We start from the raw sequence: 20,560 nt of genomic DNA on the forward strand, positions 1-20,560 counted from the left end.
ATGTTGTAAAATTATTAAGAGTCATAATTTTATGGAGGATAAAATGGTTGAATTTTTAAAGAAAGTGGATCCTGAAATTTTTGATGCAATTTACAAAGAAATAGAAAGAGAACATTCAAATCTTGAACTTATAGCATCAGAAAATTTTGTAAGTTATGGAGTTCTTGCAGCACTTGGTTCTCCACTAACTAATAAATATGCAGAAGGTTATCCAGGAAAGAGATATTATGGTGGTTGTGAATTCGTTGATATAGCAGAAGAATTGGCTATAAATAGAGCAAAGATGCTTTTTAATGCAGAACATGCAAATGTTCAACCACATTCTGGGACTCAGGCAAATATGGCAGTTTATTTTACTGTTCTAAATCCAGGAGATACTATTTTATCAATGGAACTTTCTCATGGCGGACACCTTTCTCATGGAAGCCCTGTTTCTTTTTCTGGAAGATACTACAGGGTTATTTATTATGGAGTAAAAAAAGATGATGAAACAATTGATTTCGATATGGTAAGAGATCTTGCTTTAAAAGAAAGACCTAAACTTATTGTTACAGGCTATTCTGCTTATCCAAGAAAAATTGATTTTGAGAAATTTAGAGAAATTGCGAATGAAGTAAATGCTTATCTTATGGCAGATATTGCTCATATTGCAGGATTAGTTGCAACTGGATTTCACCCATCTCCTGTTCAATATGCAGATTTTGTAACTTCAACAACACACAAAACTTTAAGAGGACCAAGAGGTGCATTTATATTAACAAAAGAGATCTATAAAAAAGATTTAGATAAAAATGTTTTTCCAGGAATTCAAGGTGGCCCATTAATGCATGTAATTGCAGCAAAAGCAGTTTGTTTTAAAGAAGCAATGAGTGAAGATTTTAAAAAGTATCAAGAGAGAATTGTTAAAAATGCAAAAAAATTAGCAGAAACATTAAAAAATGAAGGCGCTCGTCTTGTTTCAGATGGCACAGATACACATCTTATGTTAGTTGATTTAAGACCTTTTAAAATTACAGGAAAAGATGCTGAAAGAATTTTAGGAAGTGTGAATATAACAGTTAACAAAAATACAATTCCATTTGATCCTGAAAAACCATTTATTGCAAGTGGAATAAGACTTGGAACTCCTGCATTAACAACAAGAGGAATGGGAGAAGAAGAAATGGAAATTATTGGAAAATTAATAGCAAAAGTTCTTAAAAATCCAAATGATGATAATGTTTTAAATGAGGTTAGAAAAGAAGTTAAAGAACTTTGTGAAAGATTTCCTCTATATAAGGAATTAAGAGAGGAGTTTAAAAAATATCTTTAATTTGATAAAATTAAAAAAACATTTTAGGAGGGTGTAATGATTCAAGACTTCAATTTAATTAAAGAAAAATTAGTAAATTTAAAAGAAAGAGACAAAACAATTGAAACATTAATTGTTGTAAGCAAGGATGGTTTACCAATTTCATCAACACTTGAAACTGAGGACGAAGAAAAATTAGCAGCACTTTCTGCCTCTTTAATTATGTTAGGAGAGAGAGCAATTGAAGATTTTAATAAAGGGGAATTTGAAGAGATTTTAGCAAAAGGGAAAAATGGTTATATTGCAATTTATAATCTTGAACAAGGAATGGCTCTTGTTGCAACATTAAATAATGAAGCAAAACTTGGTTTAATAAGACTCGAATTAAAGAGTTTAGTAAAAGATTTAAATCAATTAATTCAAGGTTATTAAAATAAAATGTGAGGTAAATTTAAATCTTTAGTAGTATATAAACCAGGTTCCTTACTTAATAAAATTGGTATGTAATTACTTACAACTGCAGCAGTTCCAAGATCTCCTTGTATTCCATTTTTTATAATCAGTTCTACATTTGGCTTTCCAAATATCTTTACTCTATCAAAACTCTCTTTTTCATTTAAAGCCATAATTAAAATCAATTCTATTACTTTCCCATCTTTAGAAATTCCTTGAACCTTTTGATATTGTCCTCTTACTAATCCCTTTTTTACTTCCAAATATTCTGTTTTTATGTCTTCTTCTGCAATTAATGGTTCAAGGATTTCATTAAATTCTAATATTTCTAAGTTTAAAGTGTCAAAAATAAAGAAAAGAGATTCAAGAAGTCCAACATGTCCTATTTTATTTTCATTTTTTAATTTATTAAACTCCTCAACTGTCAAACCTGAACCTATTTTTATTTGAAGTTGTTTTCTTCTTTTACTTGCATCAAGGACTCTTTCAGCAGAAATTTTTTCTATTTGTGTTGAAAGAGTAGTTATAAAAACGACAAGAGTATCAAGAATAAAGCCAGGGTTTATTCCTGTCCCAAGAATTCTTACACCATTTTCTTTAGCAATTTTATTTAACTCCTCTGCTTCTTTTTTATGAAAATAATATGGATAAAAAAGTTCTTCGCAAGTAGAAATAATATTATATCCATTAGATAATAAAAATTTAAATTGTTCAAAAGTATCAGAGATTCTTGAGCCAGTTGAGTGAATGACAATATCACATTTTTCAAATTCTTTTATATCTTTTTTAATATACAAATTTAATTTTCCATAGCCTATTAATTCCCCAATATCTTTATTTAATAGTTCATCTTTAATATCCACAGCGCCAACCAATTTAAAATTTTTATTATTTAAAAGAACTTTTAAAATTTCAAGACCAATTGTTCCAAGACCATAGGATATAAATTTAATCATTTTTTACCTCCTTTTTGTCTAACTTTTTGAATCACATACACTAATGCGCCAATACCGATACCAATTAAATCTGTTTTTAAACCAGGAACAATTAATAAAATAGATGATAAAAATAACAAAACTCTTTCTAAAAAATTTAATTTGGTTACAAAATATCCAATTGATGATGCACCAAGAAAGATAACTCCAATAATGGCAGTTATATATGCAATAATTGCTTCACTCCATACAAAATTTACTCCAAGTAAAATTGGATTGTAAACAAAAACAAAAGGGACCAAAAAACCTGCAAGTGCTAATTTGAATGCTGTGAAACCTGTTTTAAATGGATTTGAACCTGCAATTCCTGCACCTGCATAAGCAGCAAGTGCAACTGGCGGTGTTACATCAGCAAGAATTCCATAATAAAAAACAAACATGTGTGCAATTAACATTCTTGTTGTTGGGTCGTATTTGGTTAGAAATGGAAAAAGTGCTGGTGCTGTAATAATTGCCATTATAATATAATTTCCTGTAGTTGGAATTCCCATTCCTAAAATTAAACATGCTATAACAGTAAAAATAAGAGTAAATGGCATTGGAGTATCAATTTTTATAAATGGCAAAAACTTAGCAAAAATTGAGTTAAAGAAATCTTTTACACTTGTTGCTAATGATACTACAGCAGTTGCAAATCTTAAGGCAAGACCTGTTAAAGTTGACATTCCTGCAATAAATCCTGCAGAAGCACATGCTGCAACAACTGATAGAGAGGTATATGCTCCTTCCTCAAAACCCTCAAGTGTTAAAAGAAGAGTATTTTTAAAAACTTTTATAATTCTATCTATAAAAATTTTATTTTTATTTTCATATTTAACTACAGATTTTAAAATAAATATTAAATAACAAAAAACTATAGATAAAAGCGCAGTTAAGAATGCTAAATAAATAATATTAATTGAACTTAAAAAGAAAAATATAAAAAAGAATATTAAAGGAATATAAATTGATATATATAGAAATAAAACTTTATTCCTTTCGTCAAAATCTTGTGTTACAGTTTTTGCAATTTCTGAGAGTAGACTTGTAAGAATTACAGAAATGATTGAAACAAATGCGGCCTCCATAACTGTGAAACCTGCCATAAGTTTGTAAACTAAAACTATAAATGGTGTTAATATATATCCTTTATATGTTAATTCATAAATTAAATTTGGTATCTCCTCCTTTCTTAAGCCTCTTAAACCTAATCTTTTTGCTTCAAAATGGAGAGAGAAGTATACACCCATAAAATATAAAATTGCCGGAACAATTGCTGCAAAAATTATTCTTACATAAGGAACCCCAATAAATTCAGCCATAATAAATGCTGCTGCTCCCATAACAGGAGGCATAATTTGCCCACCAGTTGATGCTGCTGCTTCTACTGCACCTGCAAAGTAATCTTTATATCCAGTTTTTTTCATAAGTGGAATATTAAATACGCCATCTGTTACAACATTTGCAACTGAACTTCCACTAACTGTTCCTAATGCAGCACTTGTTATTACAGAGATTTTTGCAGGACCTCCTGGTGCTTTTCCTGCAATTGCACGTGCAATATTAACAATAAGTTCTGAAACTCCTGTTCTCTCAGCAAGCGCACCAAAAAGTATAAAAGCATAAACAAATTTTGTTGAAACAGAAATAGGTATTCCAAAAATACCATCAAGAGTGTAAAATAAATGATCAACAACTCTTGTAATTGTAAATCCTCTATGAGCAAAAATTCCAGGAATTGATTTCCCAAATATAGCATATAAAACAAAAAGCAAAGCAATAATCATTAAAGGTAAACCAACAACCCTTCTTGTTCCTTCAAGAATTAAAATTATAGCAATTAAACCTATTACAATATCAATTTGAGTAGGAACTCCTGCTCTATATATGAGTTGTTCATAAAAAATTATTGGATAGAGAAAAACAATAACAACTAGTATGGAAATTACCCAATCATATAAAGGAATTTTATCTTTTTTCTCTTTTGATGTTGGTGGTATTAATAAATAGATAAGCAAAAATGCAAATCCAACATGAAGAGGTCTTTGGATCTGAGGAGGGAAAAATTTAAACCCGATTGTATAAAATTGAAATATTGAAAAAGCAATTGCAACTATTTTAACTAAATAAAGTTCAAAGCCTTTTAACTTTCTTCTTTTTCCACTTACTTCATACTTTTCAAGAATCTCTTTACCTTTTAATATTTCTTCTTCTCTTAACTCGCTCATCAAAGCCTCCTAATTTCGATTTTTAAAAATCTGTTCCCAAAAAGATTAGATAAATTAAATGTTTTATTTTTATATACTAAAGTAAAAGAGCCTTTTTCATAAATACCATAAATTATTTTTTCAAATTCTCTTTTCATATTTTTTAATTTAAATACACCATTTTCAAGAATTAAGGTTTCGTTCTCTTGTGCTTCTGTTGGAAGACCTGCACATTGATCATAAAAATGAAATTCATATAATAAAATTTTTCCATTTTTTATTTTATAAAACTCATAAACTTTAGTTAATGCAACAGAATGGATATAAGTTATACAAAATGTATCATTTTCTTTAATTAAAAAAGAGAAAAGATTTTTATTTGACTTATAATCAATAAAGTTTAAAATATATAAATTTTCAGAAAATAGGTATGAAGAGTTTAAAATAAAAATTAATATCAAAATTAAAGTTAAAAATAATTTCTTTAACATACTTAAAAGGGGTGGCATATCAACCACCCCTTAAATAAAAATCTATTTACTTTATTAATCCTAATTCTTTGAAATATTTTTCTGCTCCAGGATGAAATGGAATTGCTACTCCTTTTACTGCATTTTCAGGTGTTATATCTTTTCCTTTAGCATGTACTTTCTCAAGGTCTGCTTTATGTTCAAAAACTGCTTTTACAATATGATAAACAACTTCTGGATCAAGAGTTTCATCACAAACCCATTGAGCAAGACATGTTACTGTTTGAACATCTTTTTCCATTCCTTTATATGTTTCTTTTGGAATAACAAATTTTGAGTAATATGGAACTTTTTGAATAAGTTCATTTATTTTATCATCAGTAATTTCTACAATTGTTATCTCTTTAGTAGTTGAAAGTTCAACTATACTTGCTGTTGGTATTCCTGCGGTTGTGAATAATGCATCAATTCTCTCATCTTTTAAAGCATCTGCTGCTTCAGCAAATGACATAAATTGTTCTTCAATGTCATCATATGTTATTCCATGTAATGAAAGAATTGTTCTCGCATCTATTTCAGTTCCACTTCCTTTATCGCCAACTGCGACTTTTTTACCTTTCAAATCAAATACAGTTTTAATTCCAGATTTTTTAAGTGCTACAATTTGAATTGTCTCTGGATAAAGTGACATAATTACTCTTAAATTTTTCATTGGTGGTTTATCTTTAAAGGCTTCTGTTCCTGTATATGCCCAATAAACAACATTATTTTGAGCAAAACCAGTTTCAATTTCCTTATTTGTGATCATATTTACATTAGCAACTGAGGCTCCAGATGTTTGTGCTGTTGCAACAATATCCACTTTACCTTGTGGTGTTTCATAATCTGCAAAATTTGAAATAATTGAAGCAATTGCTCCTCCAACAGGGAAATAGGTCCCACCAGTTCCACCAGTTGCAATTCCAATAAAGACTTTTGTTGGGCCAACTGGTTTTTCTTCTGGTTTTTTACAAGATACAATACTAAAAGAAATTAAAATAATAATTAAAACTAAAATGAGAATAAATTTTTTAAAATACATATTAAACCTCCTTTTTAAAATTTTTTTCATTTTATTAAATTGTATAATATTTGTCAATAATTTAATATAACTTGACAAATATAAAACTTACTAATAGAATAAATTTGAAAATCCCGCTAATTTAAGGAGGTGTAAAGTGAGTAAAAAATTTATTTTTTTAGGGGTTTTAATTTTAATCGCACTTCTAATTTTCACTGCATGTGCAAAGAAGGAAGAAAAACCAGTGGAAGAAAAAAAGATTAAAGTTGTTGGAGTTTATGCTACTCCTCTTGAGGAACCATGGCCAAATGTTATTCACCAAGCATTGCTTAAGGCAAAAGAAACACTTGGAATTGAGTATGAATGGGTAGAGAGTGTAGGTTATACTGACTTTGAGAGAGTTTTAAGAGAAATTGCAGACACAAAGAAACCAGATATTATAATGGGAGATGCTTTTGGAAATGAAGAACCTGCAAGAAGAGTTGCAAAGGATTATCCAAACATTGCTTTTGCTTTTGGTTCAGGTGGTGGACCAATGAATCCAAATTTTGCAGTTTTTGACAACTGGATTCATGAGCCAGCATATTTATGTGGATTAATTGCTGGCAAGTTAACAAAAACAAATGTTGTTGGTGTTGTAGGAGGTTATCCAGTTCCAGAAGTGAATAGAATTGTTAATGCATTTATTCAAGGTGTAAAAGAGGCAAACCCAAATGCAAAAGTAAAAGTAACATTTATAGGAAGTTGGTTTGATCCACCAAAAGCAAAAGAGGCTGCAATTGCACAAATTGAGGCAGGGGCAGATGTAATGTATGCAGAAAGATATGGTGTAATAGATGCATGTAAAGAGAGAAATATTCCATGTTTTGGTAGTTTGTTAGACCAATGGGAACTTGCACCAGATTTAGTAATTACAGGTCCAGTTTGGGATATGTATCCAACAGTTGAATATGTTGTTGAACAAGTTAAAAAGGGCACTTTTGAAGCAATTGATCTTAAAGATTTTTCTATGATGGCAAAAGGTGGAGCAAAACTTGCACCATATCATAATTGGGAAACAAAACTTCCACAAGAAATAAAAGATTTAGTTGAAAAGAGAAAACAAGAGATACTTTCAGGTGTATTTAGAGTAGATGTTAATGAAGGAGTTCCAAAATCTGATTAATTTTTAATTTTTTAAAACATATGGGGGCTTTTGCGCCCCCATTTTTTAAATAAATCTATATTTATACAAGGTGTGATGATATGGAAGAATATATTGTTTTAATGAAAGATATTAAGAAAAGATTTCCAGGTGTTAATGCAAATGATGGAATAACATTTTATGCAAAAAGAGGAGAAATTGTTTCTCTACTTGGTGAAAATGGTGCAGGTAAAACAACTTTAATGAAAATTTTATATGGTTTATATAGAAAAGATTCAGGAGAAATATATATAAAAGGAAAAAAAGTTGAAATAAATTCACCAAAAGATGCAATAAAGCAAGGAATTGGTATGGTTCATCAACATTTCACTCTTGTTAATCCATTTACAGTGACAGAAAACATTATTTTAGGATTAGAAGATAATAAATTTGTTTTGGATATTAAAAAGGCAAAAGATAAAGTTTTAGAAATAATGAAAAGATATGAATTATATGTTGATCCAGATGCAAAAATAAATGAATTATCTGTTGGAGAAAAACAAAAGGTAGAAATTTTAAAAATTTTATTTAGAAACATAGATATTTTAATTCTTGATGAACCAACAGCAGTACTTACACCTCAAGAGGTTAGAGAACTATTTAAAACCTTAAAAATTTTAAAAGAAGAAGGAAAAACAATAATATTTATCTCTCATAAGTTAGATGAGGTTCTTGAAATAAGTGATAGAATCGTCATTTTAAGAAATGGAAAAGTTTCTGGAGAAAGAGATCCAAAAAATACAAATAAGAAGGAACTTGCATCGCTTATGGTTGGAAAAGAAGTTTTTGACATATTTGACCTAATACCAACAAAACAAGAGGAAATTATATTAAAAATCGAAAATTTAAAAGCAATAAGTGATAGAGGTCACATTGCTTTAAAAAATTTAAACTTTAATGTTAAAAGAGGAGAAATAGTTGGACTTGCAGGTGTTTCTGGTAATGGACAAAAAGAATTAGAAGAAATTATAAGTGGAGTAAGGTTTCCTTTAGAAGGGAGAGTTATTTATAAAGGTGTAGATATAACTTACCTTACACCAAAAGAGAGAATTAATAGAGGAATGGGAAGAATTCCTGAGGATAGAATGGAAATGGGTCTTGTTTTAGATTTACCTGTTTTTGAAAATTTAATAATTGAATATTTTGACAAAAGCCCATTATCAAAAGGAACATTTTTAAATTATAAAGAAATTTTTAATTATTGCGACAATTTGATTAAAACTTATGATATTAAAACACCAAACCAATTGGTAACAACAAAAAAACTTTCTGGAGGGAATTTACAAAAGTGCATTCTTGCAAGAATTCTTTCAATGAATCCAGATTTTGTTCTTGCATCTCAACCAACAAGAGGACTTGATGTTGGAGCAACAGAATTTATTCACAAAAAACTTATTGAATTAAGAGAAAAAGGTGCTGGCATTCTTTTAATCTCTGAGGATTTAGATGAGATATTAAATCTTTCAGATAGAATTTTAGTAATTTATAATGGTGAAATTATGGGAGAGATTAAAAGAGGAGAACTTACAAGAGAAGAGATTGGTTTGATGATGACTGGTACAAAAAAGGAGGATTTACATGCCTTTGCCTAAATTTAGATTGGTTAAACGAGAAAAAATTTCGCCAATATTTAGAATTGTTTTACCATTTATTGCAATTGGAGTTTCTTTTATTTTTTCTTCTATAATTATTTTATTAGCAGGAAGAAATCCAATTATTGCAATTTATAGTATATTTTATGGTGCACTTGGTACAAGGCTTGGTTTATTAGAAACAATTGTAAAAGCAATTCCATTAATTTTAACAGGTATAGCAGTTGCTCTTGCTTTCACTGGAAAATTTTGGAATATTGGTGCAGAGGGTCAATTTTATGCAGGTGCTCTTGCAGCAACATATATTGGAATAAGTTATCTTAATCTTCCTAAATTTTTATATATACCTCTTTTATTATTAGTTGGTTTTCTTGCAGGAGGACTTTGGGCACTTTTGCCAGGTTTTTTAAAAACATATTTAAAGGCAGATGATGTGGTTACAACACTTTTATTGAATTACATAATGATTTATTTTGTTACTGCTATTCTTGAAGGACCATGGAGAGATCCTGAAACAATGTGGCCACAATCGATAAGAATTTCTGATAATGCTATATTTCCTAAACTAATAGAGAGATCTCGAGTCCATTTTGGATTAATAATTTCAATTTTAGTTGTTTTTGTAGTTTATATATTAATTAAATATACAAAACTTGGATTTAGTATAAGAGCAACTGGGGCAAATCCAAAGGCAAGTAATTTTTTAGGTATTGATATTAAAAAAACAATTTTAATTACATCAATTATTAGTGGTGGAATTGCTGGTCTTGCAGGAGTAGGAGAAGTAGCAGGTTTACATTATCGTCTTACAGAAAATATTTCTCCTGGTTATGGTTATACAGGAATTGTTGTTGCAATGCTTGGTGGATTACATCCTTTTGGGGTTCTTTTATCTGCTTTCTTTTTTGCAATAATTATAACAGGTGCACAATATATGAGTAGGGCTACAGGAGTTACTATGTTTATGGCTGATGTTATACAAGGAATTACACTTTTAGTTTTGCTCGCTATGTTAATTTTCTATGAATATGAAATAAGGAGGGCAAAATGAAAGACATATTAACAATTGGTTTTTTAATAGGTCTTCTTTCAGCAACAATAAGAATGGCAACCCCCCTAATACTTGCAACTTTAGGAGAAGTTATATGCGAAAGAAGTGGTGTTTTAAATCTTGGAATTGAAGGCATTATGCTTTATTCATCTCTTATTGCTTACTTAACTGTCTATTTTACAAATAATCTATGGTTAGGTGTAGTTACAGCAATAATTGTTGGGATTCTTTTTGGTATTCTTATGGCATTTTTTTCTGTTTCATTAGGTGTTTCTCAACATGTTAGTGGTCTTGGAATTACTCTTTTTGCTACTGGTCTCTCATTGTTTACATATAGACAAATAATTGGTGCTCCAACAATTCCCCCAACAATTGAAACTTTTAAAACCCTAACAATACCAATTCTTTCAAACATTCCAATTTTAGGTCCTATTTTATTTGATCAATATATTTTAACTTATATTGCTTTAATTCTTGTTCCTCTTTTTTCTTTTCTTTTATATAAAACAAATTTTGGTTTGTCTTTAAGAGCGGTAGGTGAAAATCCTGAAGCAGCAGACGCTTTAGGAATCAATGTTTATAAAACAAGATACATTGCTTTAATAATTGGTGGTGCTCTTATGGGGCTTTCTGGTTCTTTTTTTACTTTAGCATATTTCAATATGTTTTTATATGGAATAGTTGGTGGAAGAGGTTGGGTTTCAATTGCTCTTACAATTTTTGCAAATTGGGATCCAAAGAGAGTGCTTTTAGGTGCACTTTTGTTTGGAGGAATTGATGCATTCCAGTTAAGACTTCAAGCAATAGGATTTAATATACCTTATCAATTTTTCTTAATGATGCCATATGTTTTAACAATAATTGTTCTTGTTCTGGTTGCAAGAAATGCTTTAGCACCATCATCTCTTCTTAAGCCATATAAAAGAGAGTGAATATAGAAAAAATAATTGAAAAGTTAAGAGAGTTTTATAAATCAAATAATAAAACATTAATGGATAAAGTTTCTCAAAGAGAAGACCCATTTAAGGTTCTTATTGCTTGTATAATTTCCCAAAGAACAAAAGATGAAACAACAGATAAAATTGTAGATAATCTTTTTAGAATAATTAAAAATCCTTATGATCTACAAAAATTTGAATTAGAAGAATTAGAAAAATTAATTTATCCATCAGGATTTTATAGAGTTAAAGCTAAAAGATTAAAAGAACTTTCGAAAGTCTTAATTGAGAAATATGGTGGATTGGTTCCAGATAGTATTGATGAACTTTTAAAACTTCCTCAAGTTGGAAGAAAAACTGCAAATATTGTTATTACAAAAGGTTATAAAAAACCAGGAATTGCAGTTGATACTCATGTTCATAGAATTGCTAATAGAATTGGAATAGTAAAAACAAAAAAACCAGAAGAAACAGAGTTTAAACTAAGAGAGATTGTTCCAAAAAAATATTGGATAGAATTAAATGATTATCTGGTTAAATTTGGAAAAAATATTTGCACTCCAATATCCCCAAAATGTTCCATTTGTCCAATTGAAATGTATTGTCAAAAAGTAAATGTGAAAAAATTTAGATAAATTTAAAACTCATCAAGTAATTTTTTATTAAAATTAGATTTGTGATTTTTGAAACTCCATGAGGTACTGGTGTAATTCCAAGGCACTTTTCTAAAACAGAATTTAAATCTACATCTCCAACAATTTTTCCATCAGCCCTTTTGTTTATTCCTATGTCAATAATAATTGAATTTTCTTTTATCATATCTTTTTTTATTAATTCTGGAACTCCTGCACAAGCAAAAATAATATCTCCAAGAATTAAAAAATCTTTTAAATTTTTAACTTTAGAGTGTAAGTTTAAAGGAACAAGATTATTCATAAGAGAGATAATGTAAAGTGGTCTTCCAACACCTATGCTTCTTCCAACAATTACTGCTAACTTTCCTGTAAGATAATTTAAATCATTAAATTTTTTTAAAACAAAATCCTTTAAAATTTCAAAAGATGCAAGAACAACCGATGGAATAAATTTAGGTTTAAATGAGAAAAGTTTTCCAAGATTAATATATGTTAAACAATCTATATCTTTATTTGGATCTATTGAAGAAAAAACATTAAATTCATTTAAATCTTCTCTTAATGGTCTAATTGGTAAAATTCCCATTGCATTTTTGTCATTATTTAATTTTTCTATTTCATTTATTATCTCTTTCTCATCCATATCATAAAAATTAAAATTTTTATAATTTAAAGAGAAGGAATCAAATAGTTCATTTAATCCTTTTAAAAATAATATTGCATCATGTCTTTTTGTAAAAATCAAAAAAGAGATAAATTTATTTTTTGTATCTAACCTTTTTAATTCTAATTTTATTTCATTTTCTAATCTTATCTTTAATTCATCAATATTTATAATTTCGCCCATCTATTTTAAACCAAATACATTTCCATTTTCATCAATATCAATATATCTCCCAATTGGATCTGATGGAAGAGAGGGCATTGTGCTTATTTCTTGAGTATATGCTACAACAAATCCTGCTCCATTTGATATTTTTAAATCTATTATAGGAATCACAAAGTCTCTTGGTCTTCCCTTTAAAGTTGGGTCTGAAGAAAGAGAGAGATGAGTTTTTGCCATACATATTGGTAAAGAAGAGAATCCTAAATTTTCAAAAAGTTCAATTTTTTTCTTTGCTTCAGAAGAAAATGAAACATCTTTTGCTCCATAAATTTTTGTTGAAATTATTTTTATTTTTTCTTCAATTGATAAATTTAGATCGTATAAAAAGTTAAAATTAATAGAATTGTCTTCAGTTAATTTAATAATTGATTTAGCAAGTGAGATTCCACCATCTCCTCCTTTCTGATATACTTCAGAGATAACAAAATCATCTGCTCCATTTTCAATAGATATTTTTCTTAACAATTCAATTTCCTCTAAATCATCATTATCAAATAAATTAAGATTAACTATAACTTTAACTCCATGTAATTTTAAATTTTCAATATGTTTTTTAAGATTTTCTGCTCCCTTTAACACTGCATCAATATTTTTCTCAATTAACTCTTTTGGAAGAGGTTTTCCAGGTGCTACTTTTATATTTTCTCCATGCATTTTTATAGCCCTTATACTAACTACTAATACAGCCAAATGTGGTTTTAAATTTGAATATCTACATTTTATGTTAAAAAATTTTTCTGCACCAAGATCAGTTCCAAAACCTGCTTCTGTTATTAAATAATCAGAAAGTTTTATACCAATTAAATCTGCAATTATAGACGAATTTCCATGAGCAATATTTCCAAATGGTCCTGTATGAACAAAAACAGGTGAATTCTCAATTGTTTGAATTAAATTTGGCATTAATGCATCTTTTGTTAAAAGTGCTAAACTTCCAGCAACTTTTAAATCTTCTGCAAAAACTGGTTTTTTATCAAAGGTAAAGCCCACTATGATTTTTCCTAATCTCTCTCTTAAATCTTTAAGGTTTTTTGAGAGAGCAAGAATTGCCATAATCTCTGATGCAGATGTTATTTCAAAACCACTTTCATGAAGAACAAAATTTTCATTTACACCACCTATAATTTTTCTTAAACTTCTATCAGAGATATCTATTACTCTTTTTATATTGATTGAATTTAAATCTATATGTAATGGGTTTTTATGATAAATAGAGTTGTATAAAAAGGAGACAAGCAAATTGTGGGCAGTATAAACAGCATAATTATCTCCTGTAAAATGTGTATTAAATTCAACCATTGGATAAACTTGAGAATATCCTCCACCATGTGCTCCACCTTTTATTCCAAAAACTGGACCTAATGATGGTTGTCTTATTGTAATAATTCCTGCTTTTCCAAGTTTTTTGAATGCTTGTCCCAATCCAATTGTTGTAGTTGTTTTTCCTTCTCCAAGTGGTGTTGGATTTATTCCAGTTATTAAAATATATTTTCCATCTTTTTTATCTTTTATTTTTTCTAAAACAGAAAGTTTTATTTTTGCAATATAATCTCCATATTTTATTAAATCGTCTTGTTCTAATCCAATACTTTCTGCAATTTCTTCAATTTTTTTTGGTTTACATTCTCTATTTATTTCTATATCACTCTTCATACTCTTCTCCTTTCAAAGAGAATATAACAAGATTTTCACTATCAATACACGGAACATCAATTTCATTATTAATAGACCAAGGAATTTTGCCATCCATTCTTAAAACCTGAATCCAGGGATAAAGAACATAAAAAGCATGCATACATATACCAAATGGTACATGAATATCATCTTTTATTTCCCAACTATCATTAACATTATGATTGGCTGCGCAAAATCCTTTTTTACTTTTAACCTTTATAATAACTTTCCTCATAAAATGCTGCTCCTTTTATTTAAAATATAGAACCCTCAATTTTCCATCCATCATCATAAAGAATTAAAATATAAGCGCCTCTGTACTCAACATCTTTTCCATTCTCATTTATTGTTAAAACAAAATGAACTCTTGCTCTTTTTTTATCTGTTGACATTACAACATCTTCAACTCTAACTCTTGTAATTTTTCTATTATTTTTTTTCATCAATTCGAATGAATTTTTAAAATCTTCAAGAGTCCCCTTTTCTTTTAACATATCACCAGATAAAAGTTTATATGCTTCTTCATAATTTTCTCTCATTATAAGTTTAAAATATCTAATTAAAGTTCCCTCTGGTGTTTTTGTACTTGTACAAGAAATAAAAATCAATGAGATTAAAGTAAACAAGATAAAAGTTAAAATAATTCTTTTTTTCATAATTTCACCTCTTTTCTTCAATTCTATAACATTATAATATATAATTATAAAATTTTTAATGATAAAATTTATTTGATGAACAAAACAAAAGATTTTGTTATAATTACAGGTGTTTCTGGTGCAGGAAAAACTAAAGCATCTGAATTTTTAGAAGATATTGGTTATTTTTGTATAGATAATTTGCCATTAAATTTAATTGAAAAATTTGTTGAAATTTTTAAAAAAGGAGGCTCTCAAATAAAAAGGGTTTCAATTACTCTTGATTTAAGAGAAAGTGAATTTGAAAAAAAATTTCCTATAATTATTGAAAAATTAAAAAGGGATGGAATTAATCCATTTATAATTTTTCTTGAAGCAGACCAAGAGACACTTATAAAAAGATATAAAGAGACAAGAAGAAAACATCCTTTATATTCAGAAGAAGGACTTTTATCTTCAATTAAAACTGAAAAAGAGAAATTAAGTATTATAAGAGATTTAAGCGATGTAATAATTGATACAACAGAAATGTCACTTTCAGATTTAAAGAGAAAATTAACAGAAACTCTTTTAGAGACAAAAGAGTCAATATTTTCGATAACAATAATAACTTTTGGTTATAAATATGGTATTCCAATAGATTCTGATTTAATTTTCGATGTAAGATTTTTACCAAATCCATTTTATTTAGATAAATTAAGGAATACAACTGGTCTTGATGATGAGGTTAAAAATTTTGTTTTATCACATGAAACAACAAAAGGATTTATATCAAGATTTAAAGATTTAATTCTATTTTTAATACCAGAATATATTAAAGAAGGAAAAGTCTCACTTATTATATCATTTGGATGCACAGGTGGAAAACATAGATCTGTTGTTATTGGAGAAGAAGTTAAAAAAATATTAGAAAATTATGGTTATAAATCAACAATTTTTCATAGGGACATAAGGAAAGAATGAAAGAGAAAATTAAAAGTTTTTTAAAGTGGTTTTATCCAGGAATGAATATAAAAAGATGGATCCTACTAATGATCCTTGGACTTGTTCTTCTTGCTCTTGGTTTGATGGTAATAATAGATTTTACAACTCTTGGTGCAATAAAAAGGCTAATTATTAATTTCATAATTGTTTTTATGAAAGGAAACTTTACATTTCCAAATTGGCTTGTTAAATTAATTGCTCTTCTTTATTTCTTTGTTGGTATATTTTGTATAATTTTTGGTTTTCAAAGATTACTTAACTCTCTTTTTACTGCATTACTTAAAGAAAAAAGAAGTGAAGTTGTAAATATTGTTCATAAATATAGATTTAAAGAGAAGTTAAAGAGAGTTGTAACAATTGGTGGTGGAACTGGAATGTCAACAATATTAAGAGGTCTTAAAGAGTATCCATTTTATCCTATTGCAATTGTGACAGTAACAGATGATGGAGGAAGTTCAGGTAGATTGAGAGAAGAATTGGGTATACCACCACCTGGAGATATTAGAAACTGTATTGTATCTCTCTCAGAAAGTGAAGAATTTCTAAAAGAACTTTTCCAATATAGATTTAAAGAAGGCGAATCACTTCAGGGCCACTCGATGGGTAATTTATTAATTGCAGGTTCAATTAAATTAAAAGATAGTTTACTTTATGGAATAAAAAAACTTGAAGAAGCGTTAAATATTTATGGTAAAGTCATACCAGTATCTGAAAGTTTTCTTACTTTAAAAGGAGAGTTTGAAGATGGAGATGTTCTTTATGGTGAAACAAATATTAGAAATAAAAAAGGAAAAATAAAAAAGATATCATTTGAACCTTTTTATGCAAAACCAACATATGAAGCAATTGAAGAAATTCAAAATGCTGATTTAATAGTGATTGGTCCAGGTAGTTTATTTACATCAATCATTCCTCCTTTACTTTTTTCACATATTGTTGAAGCGATTAAAAATTCAAAAGCAAAGAAAATCTATATTTTAAATTTAATGACAGAAAATGGTGAAACTGATAATTTTACTGCATCAATGCATGTTGAAAAGATTTATGAATATACAAATCAAAAATTATTTGATTACATAATAGTAAACACTGGAAAAATAAGCGATTATTATCTTAATAAATATAAAGAGTATAACTCTTATCCTGTTGTTATAGATGAAGATAAATTAAGAAAATTAAATTTAAAAATAATAAAAGATGACTATGTATATGTTGAAAGTGGATATTTAAGACACAATCCTAAAAAAATATATGAAACTCTTAAAAAGTTATTGAAATGGAAAATTTAGATCTCTACTCAATTACTGTTAAAAGAGACTTATTAAGAACAAAAATAAATGATTATAATGAAGTTATTGCTGAAATTCAAGGTTTTTTAATTACTTGTGGGAAAGTAATTTTAAGCAAAGATTATACTAAAATTGTTTTTCTTCTATCTTCACCAGAAATATCAAGAAGGGTTATTACTGATTCTAATAAAATTTTTAAAACAAAAAAAGATATAAAACTAGTCAAAAAGAGAGGAAAAAATTTTATTGAGATTTCTTATGAAATTAAATTAGATGATTTAATAAAATCTGAAATTATTGATGAAAATGATCTTAAAGTTCATTTTAAACCAAAGGGTGAAAATGCTGTAAAGAGTTTCTTGAGAGGTGCTTTTTTAGGTTCAGGTGTAATAAGAAATCCTAAAAAGGGTTATTATCTTGAAATAAGATTTAATAAAGAATCTTCATATTATGAGTTTTATGAAATAACAAAAATATTTCATTTTAATTTTAAAGAAAGAGAGAAAGATGGTTATAATATTTTATATTTACAAAACAAAGATGATATTAAGGAGTTTTTATTATTTATTGGTGCATCCTACTCATATTTTTCTCTTTTTGAAAATTTAATTATGAAAGATATGAAAAATGAATTAACAAAAAACTTAAATTTTGAATTAAAAAATTTAAAGAAAACAGTTGATGCTTATGTGAAAGCAAGAGATGCTATAATTTATATAAAAGAAAAAGGTTATTATAAAAAATTAACTCCTGCACTTAAAGAGATTGTAGATTTGAGATTAAAGTATCCTGAGTTAAGTTTAAGAGAACTTGCATTAAAACTTGGAGTATCAAAATCTTGTGTTAATCATAGATTAAGGAGAATTATTGAAATTGCAGGAAAATTAAAGAATGAAAAGTAAAGGAGAGTTAAGGAATTTAATAAAATTATCACAAAATTTATATTTAAAACAGAACTTAATTCAGTTGATGAATATTCTTTATTATCCTGCAATTGAATTAAGAGAAATTTTGGTTAATAAATATGAAGAAAACCCTTTTTTAGAAATTGAAAATATGGATTTTGATGAATTACCAGAAGATATTGATTTTGAGGATATAGAGGATGGTAATTCAGGTGGGTTTTTAGAAAGTTTTATAAAAGAAGAAAAGAAATTTAAAGACTATCTTGAAGAACAGTTAATTTTATTTGATTTTGATGAAGTTGAAAATAAGATTGCAAAATATCTTATTTGGAATATAGATGAGAGAGGACTTTTAAAAATTAATCTAAATGAAATAGAAAAAGATTTGAATATTAAAAAAGAAAAAATTTTAAAAGTTTTGAATATTTTAAAAAATGAACTTCATCCTCCAGGGGTTCTCGCATTTAACGAAAAGGAGAGCATTTTAATTCAATTGTTAAGAAACAAACTTATTAAGAAGAATGAAATTGATGAATGGGAAAAAGTTATTGATAAATATTTAAAAAATGAGGAGATAGAGGAAAAGTACTTTAAAAAACTTTCTAAAGTTTATATTTATCCAACTAAAATTTTTGAGAAAAGTTTAATTATGTATATTTCACCTGAACTCTACTTAGAAAAAGAGGATGGCTCTTTGAAAGTTGTGTATAATAATTCTATAATTCCAAAAGTTAAATTTAACATTAATCTTTATAATAACATGAAATCGAGAATATTTGAGTTAACAAAAGAGGAGAGAGAGTTTTTTAAAAATAAAGTTAAAGATGCTAAAGATTTGATTTATTTAATTTCAGAAAGAGAGGAGAAAATATTAAAGGTTGCAAATTTTTTAATTGAGAGGCAAAAAGATTTCTTTTTGAATAATGGTTATCTTGAGAGTATAACACTAAAAGAAATTGCTCGTGAATTAAAAATTTCTATATCAACAGTTTCAAGAATTTTAAATGAAAAGTATATAGAGACTCCAAAAGGAGTTTTTCCTTTAAAATTCTTTTTAGGTAAGGAGAAATTAAAGAAGGGGGTTTTTGGAACAAAAATAAAAATGATTATTAAAGAGTTAATAGATAAAGAAAATAAAGAAAAACCTCTTTCAGATTCTGAAATTGCAAAAATTTTAAATGAAAAAGGGATTTTTATAAAAAGGAGAACTGTTGCTAAATATAGAGAAGAGTTAAAAATTCCACCTAAAAATAAAAGAAAGACAAAATGATTTTAAAATTAGTAAATAATCTGATATATTTAATAAAAAGAAAGGAGGAATTAAATGAGAGTAGCAATTAATGGTTTTGGAAGAATTGGGAGACAAGTCTTAAAAGCGCTCAAGAAAAAATATAATGGGATTGAAATTGTTGCTGTAAATGATCTTTTTGATTTAGATATGTTGGCTTATTTATTAAAGTATGACTCAAATTATGGTACTTATAATGTTGATTTTCAAATTAAAGATAATAAATTGATTTTAGATAATAAAGAGATATTATTTTTTAAAGAGAAAAATATTGAAAATTTACCTTGGAAAGATTTAAATATTGATATTGTTATTGAATCAACAGGTGTTTATACAGATGGTGAAAAAGCAAGATTTCATCTTAATGCAGGTGCAAAAAAGGTTATAATTACAGCACCTGCAAAAAATGAGGATATAACTATTGTTTTAGGAGTTAATGAAGAACTATATGATCCTAAAAAACATAATATAATTTCAAACGCATCTTGTACAACAAATTCACTTGCACCAGTTGTTAAGGTTTTACATAAAAATTTCATTATTGAAAAAGGTTTAATGACAACTGTACATTCATATACAAATGACCAAATGCTCCTTGATGCTCCTCATAAAAAGGATCCAAGAAGGGCAAGAAGTGCTGCAACAAATATTATACCAACTACAACTGGTGCAGCAAAAGCAGTGGCAACTGTTATACCAGAACTTAAAGGAAGATTAAATGGAATTGCTTTAAGAGTTCCTACACCTACTGTTTCAATAACAGATTTTACATGTGTTGTTAAAAAACAAACAACACCTGAAGAGGTAAATAAAGTATTAAAAGAAGCATCTGAAACTTATCTATTTGGAATTCTTGGATACACAGAAGATCCAGTTGTCTCTTCTGATTTTAAAGGAAGTGAATATTCAGGAATAATTGATGCATCATTAACAGATGTAATTGATGGAAATCTTGTTAAAGTATTTTCATGGTATGACAATGAATGGGGATATGCAGTAAGGGTTGCTGATCTTACAAAATTTATTTTTGATAAGGGGGTTTAAG

Annotated in this window: 20 protein-coding genes; 12 read left to right on the plus strand and 8 right to left on the minus strand. The window is 27.7% G+C overall.

Translation table 11 applies throughout. From position 1 onward, the window contains the following. Positions 1-43 precede the first annotated feature (43 nt). Positions 44-1,312: a serine hydroxymethyltransferase gene (glyA, locus tag QMD25_04520; GenBank protein ID MDI6861261.1), complete on the plus strand. Its 1,269-nt coding sequence runs from the start codon at positions 44-46 to the stop codon at positions 1,310-1,312. Between the two features lie 36 nt (positions 1,313-1,348). Then, entirely contained in the window at positions 1,349-1,723 is a 375-nt protein-coding gene (locus QMD25_04525) for a roadblock/LC7 domain-containing protein (GenBank protein MDI6861262.1), read from the plus strand. On the opposite strand, the gene QMD25_04530 is transcribed toward QMD25_04525, so the two are convergent. From QMD25_04530 to QMD25_04545, 4 genes are read right to left on the minus strand one after another with little or no spacing between them, the layout of a single operon-like run. Next, positions 1,720-2,700 (minus strand): hypothetical protein, encoded by a 981-nt coding sequence (locus QMD25_04530; protein MDI6861263.1) that lies wholly within the window; start codon positions 2,698-2,700, stop codon positions 1,720-1,722. The genes QMD25_04525 and QMD25_04530 overlap by 4 nt on opposite strands. Further along, positions 2,697-4,946, minus strand: a complete 2,250-nt coding sequence (locus tag QMD25_04535) for a TRAP transporter permease (GenBank protein ID MDI6861264.1) — start codon at positions 4,944-4,946, stop codon at positions 2,697-2,699. Before QMD25_04535 ends, QMD25_04530 begins: the two co-directional genes overlap by 4 nt. Continuing rightward, positions 4,946-5,434: a DUF1850 domain-containing protein gene (locus QMD25_04540; protein ID MDI6861265.1), complete on the minus strand. Its 489-nt coding sequence runs from the start codon at positions 5,432-5,434 to the stop codon at positions 4,946-4,948. The genes QMD25_04535 and QMD25_04540 overlap by 1 nt, the downstream gene beginning before the upstream one ends. Before the next feature lie 28 nt (positions 5,435-5,462). Then, positions 5,463-6,476, minus strand: a complete 1,014-nt coding sequence (locus tag QMD25_04545; protein MDI6861266.1) for a TAXI family TRAP transporter solute-binding subunit — start codon at positions 6,474-6,476, stop codon at positions 5,463-5,465. A gap of 136 nt (positions 6,477-6,612) precedes the next feature. Between QMD25_04545 and QMD25_04550 the strand changes: the two genes are divergently transcribed. The 5 genes from QMD25_04550 (at position 6,613) to nth (ending at position 11,854) form a co-directional block, all read left to right on the plus strand. Beyond that, on the plus strand, positions 6,613-7,620 hold the full coding sequence (locus QMD25_04550; GenBank protein ID MDI6861267.1) for a BMP family protein: 1,008 nt from the start codon (positions 6,613-6,615) through the stop codon (positions 7,618-7,620). Between the two features lie 80 nt (positions 7,621-7,700). Continuing rightward, positions 7,701-9,230 (plus strand): ABC transporter ATP-binding protein, encoded by a 1,530-nt coding sequence (locus QMD25_04555; protein MDI6861268.1) that lies wholly within the window; start codon positions 7,701-7,703, stop codon positions 9,228-9,230. After that, entirely contained in the window at positions 9,217-10,281 is a 1,065-nt protein-coding gene (locus QMD25_04560) for an ABC transporter permease (GenBank protein MDI6861269.1), read from the plus strand. The genes QMD25_04555 and QMD25_04560 overlap by 14 nt, the downstream gene beginning before the upstream one ends. Further along, the gene (locus tag QMD25_04565) at positions 10,278-11,213 is read left to right on the plus strand and encodes an ABC transporter permease (protein MDI6861270.1); all 936 of its coding nucleotides are present in this window, start codon (positions 10,278-10,280) and stop codon (positions 11,211-11,213) included. Before QMD25_04560 ends, QMD25_04565 begins: the two co-directional genes overlap by 4 nt. Then, positions 11,210-11,854 (plus strand): endonuclease III, encoded by a 645-nt coding sequence (gene nth / locus QMD25_04570; protein ID MDI6861271.1) that lies wholly within the window; start codon positions 11,210-11,212, stop codon positions 11,852-11,854. The genes QMD25_04565 and nth overlap by 4 nt, the downstream gene beginning before the upstream one ends. Here the strand turns inward: nth and QMD25_04575 are convergent. Genes QMD25_04575 through QMD25_04590 form a run of 4 tightly spaced genes read right to left on the minus strand, consistent with a single transcriptional unit; the run spans position 11,847 to position 15,070 of the window. Continuing rightward, the gene (locus QMD25_04575) at positions 11,847-12,701 is read right to left on the minus strand and encodes a bifunctional 5,10-methylenetetrahydrofolate dehydrogenase/5,10-methenyltetrahydrofolate cyclohydrolase (GenBank protein MDI6861272.1); all 855 of its coding nucleotides are present in this window, start codon (positions 12,699-12,701) and stop codon (positions 11,847-11,849) included. The two genes, nth and QMD25_04575, sit on opposite strands and share 8 nt — an antisense overlap. Further along, entirely contained in the window at positions 12,702-14,393 is a 1,692-nt protein-coding gene (locus tag QMD25_04580; GenBank protein ID MDI6861273.1) for a formate--tetrahydrofolate ligase, read from the minus strand. Next, positions 14,383-14,649: a TIGR04076 family protein gene (locus tag QMD25_04585; protein MDI6861274.1), complete on the minus strand. Its 267-nt coding sequence runs from the start codon at positions 14,647-14,649 to the stop codon at positions 14,383-14,385. The genes QMD25_04580 and QMD25_04585 overlap by 11 nt, the downstream gene beginning before the upstream one ends. A 19-nt stretch (positions 14,650-14,668) precedes the next feature. Further along, the gene (locus tag QMD25_04590; GenBank protein ID MDI6861275.1) at positions 14,669-15,070 is read right to left on the minus strand and encodes a hypothetical protein; all 402 of its coding nucleotides are present in this window, start codon (positions 15,068-15,070) and stop codon (positions 14,669-14,671) included. A 75-nt stretch (positions 15,071-15,145) separates the two neighbouring features. On the opposite strand from QMD25_04590, the gene rapZ reads away from it, so the two are divergent. The 5 genes from rapZ to gap are packed head-to-tail and all read left to right on the plus strand — an operon-like array spanning position 15,146 to position 20,559. Further along, positions 15,146-16,012 carry an RNase adapter RapZ gene (gene rapZ / locus QMD25_04595; GenBank protein ID MDI6861276.1) on the plus strand — a complete coding sequence of 289 codons (867 nt, stop codon included), beginning with the start codon at positions 15,146-15,148 and terminating at the stop codon, positions 16,010-16,012. Then, positions 16,009-17,322: a YvcK family protein gene (locus QMD25_04600; protein ID MDI6861277.1), complete on the plus strand. Its 1,314-nt coding sequence runs from the start codon at positions 16,009-16,011 to the stop codon at positions 17,320-17,322. The genes rapZ and QMD25_04600 overlap by 4 nt, the downstream gene beginning before the upstream one ends. Further along, positions 17,310-18,224 carry a DNA-binding protein WhiA gene (gene whiA / locus QMD25_04605; protein ID MDI6861278.1) on the plus strand — a complete coding sequence of 305 codons (915 nt, stop codon included), beginning with the start codon at positions 17,310-17,312 and terminating at the stop codon, positions 18,222-18,224. The genes QMD25_04600 and whiA overlap by 13 nt, the downstream gene beginning before the upstream one ends. Further along, entirely contained in the window at positions 18,214-19,497 is a 1,284-nt protein-coding gene (gene rpoN, locus QMD25_04610; protein ID MDI6861279.1) for an RNA polymerase factor sigma-54, read from the plus strand. The genes whiA and rpoN overlap by 11 nt, the downstream gene beginning before the upstream one ends. A gap of 54 nt (positions 19,498-19,551) precedes the next feature. Beyond that, positions 19,552-20,559, plus strand: a complete 1,008-nt coding sequence (gene gap / locus QMD25_04615) for a type I glyceraldehyde-3-phosphate dehydrogenase (protein MDI6861280.1) — start codon at positions 19,552-19,554, stop codon at positions 20,557-20,559. Position 20,560 lies beyond the last annotated feature (1 nt).

The sequence above is a fragment of the Caldisericia bacterium genome, from assembly GCA_030018355.1.
Taxonomy (GTDB): domain Bacteria; phylum Caldisericota; class Caldisericia; order B22-G15; family B22-G15; genus JAAYUH01.

Coding starts and splice junctions, on each gene's coding strand:
- glyA (MDI6861261.1), top strand. CDS start 44: ATGGTTGAATTTTTAAAGAAAGTGGATCCTGAAATTTTTGATGCAATT.
- QMD25_04525 (MDI6861262.1), top strand. CDS start 1,349: ATGATTCAAGACTTCAATTTAATTAAAGAAAAATTAGTAAATTTAAAA.
- QMD25_04530 (MDI6861263.1), bottom strand. CDS start 2,700: ATGATTAAATTTATATCCTATGGTCTTGGAACAATTGGTCTTGAAATT.
- QMD25_04535 (MDI6861264.1), bottom strand. CDS start 4,946: ATGAGCGAGTTAAGAGAAGAAGAAATATTAAAAGGTAAAGAGATTCTT.
- QMD25_04540 (MDI6861265.1), bottom strand. CDS start 5,434: ATGCCACCCCTTTTAAGTATGTTAAAGAAATTATTTTTAACTTTAATT.
- QMD25_04545 (MDI6861266.1), bottom strand. CDS start 6,476: ATGTATTTTAAAAAATTTATTCTCATTTTAGTTTTAATTATTATTTTA.
- QMD25_04555 (MDI6861268.1), top strand. CDS start 7,701: ATGGAAGAATATATTGTTTTAATGAAAGATATTAAGAAAAGATTTCCA.
- QMD25_04560 (MDI6861269.1), top strand. CDS start 9,217: ATGCCTTTGCCTAAATTTAGATTGGTTAAACGAGAAAAAATTTCGCCA.
- QMD25_04565 (MDI6861270.1), top strand. CDS start 10,278: ATGAAAGACATATTAACAATTGGTTTTTTAATAGGTCTTCTTTCAGCA.
- QMD25_04575 (MDI6861272.1), bottom strand. CDS start 12,701: ATGGGCGAAATTATAAATATTGATGAATTAAAGATAAGATTAGAAAAT.
- QMD25_04580 (MDI6861273.1), bottom strand. CDS start 14,393: ATGAAGAGTGATATAGAAATAAATAGAGAATGTAAACCAAAAAAAATT.
- QMD25_04585 (MDI6861274.1), bottom strand. CDS start 14,649: ATGAGGAAAGTTATTATAAAGGTTAAAAGTAAAAAAGGATTTTGCGCA.
- QMD25_04590 (MDI6861275.1), bottom strand. CDS start 15,070: ATGAAAAAAAGAATTATTTTAACTTTTATCTTGTTTACTTTAATCTCA.
- rapZ (MDI6861276.1), top strand. CDS start 15,146: ATGAACAAAACAAAAGATTTTGTTATAATTACAGGTGTTTCTGGTGCA.
- QMD25_04600 (MDI6861277.1), top strand. CDS start 16,009: ATGAAAGAGAAAATTAAAAGTTTTTTAAAGTGGTTTTATCCAGGAATG.
- whiA (MDI6861278.1), top strand. CDS start 17,310: ATGGAAAATTTAGATCTCTACTCAATTACTGTTAAAAGAGACTTATTA.
- rpoN (MDI6861279.1), top strand. CDS start 18,214: ATGAAAAGTAAAGGAGAGTTAAGGAATTTAATAAAATTATCACAAAAT.
- gap (MDI6861280.1), top strand. CDS start 19,552: ATGAGAGTAGCAATTAATGGTTTTGGAAGAATTGGGAGACAAGTCTTA.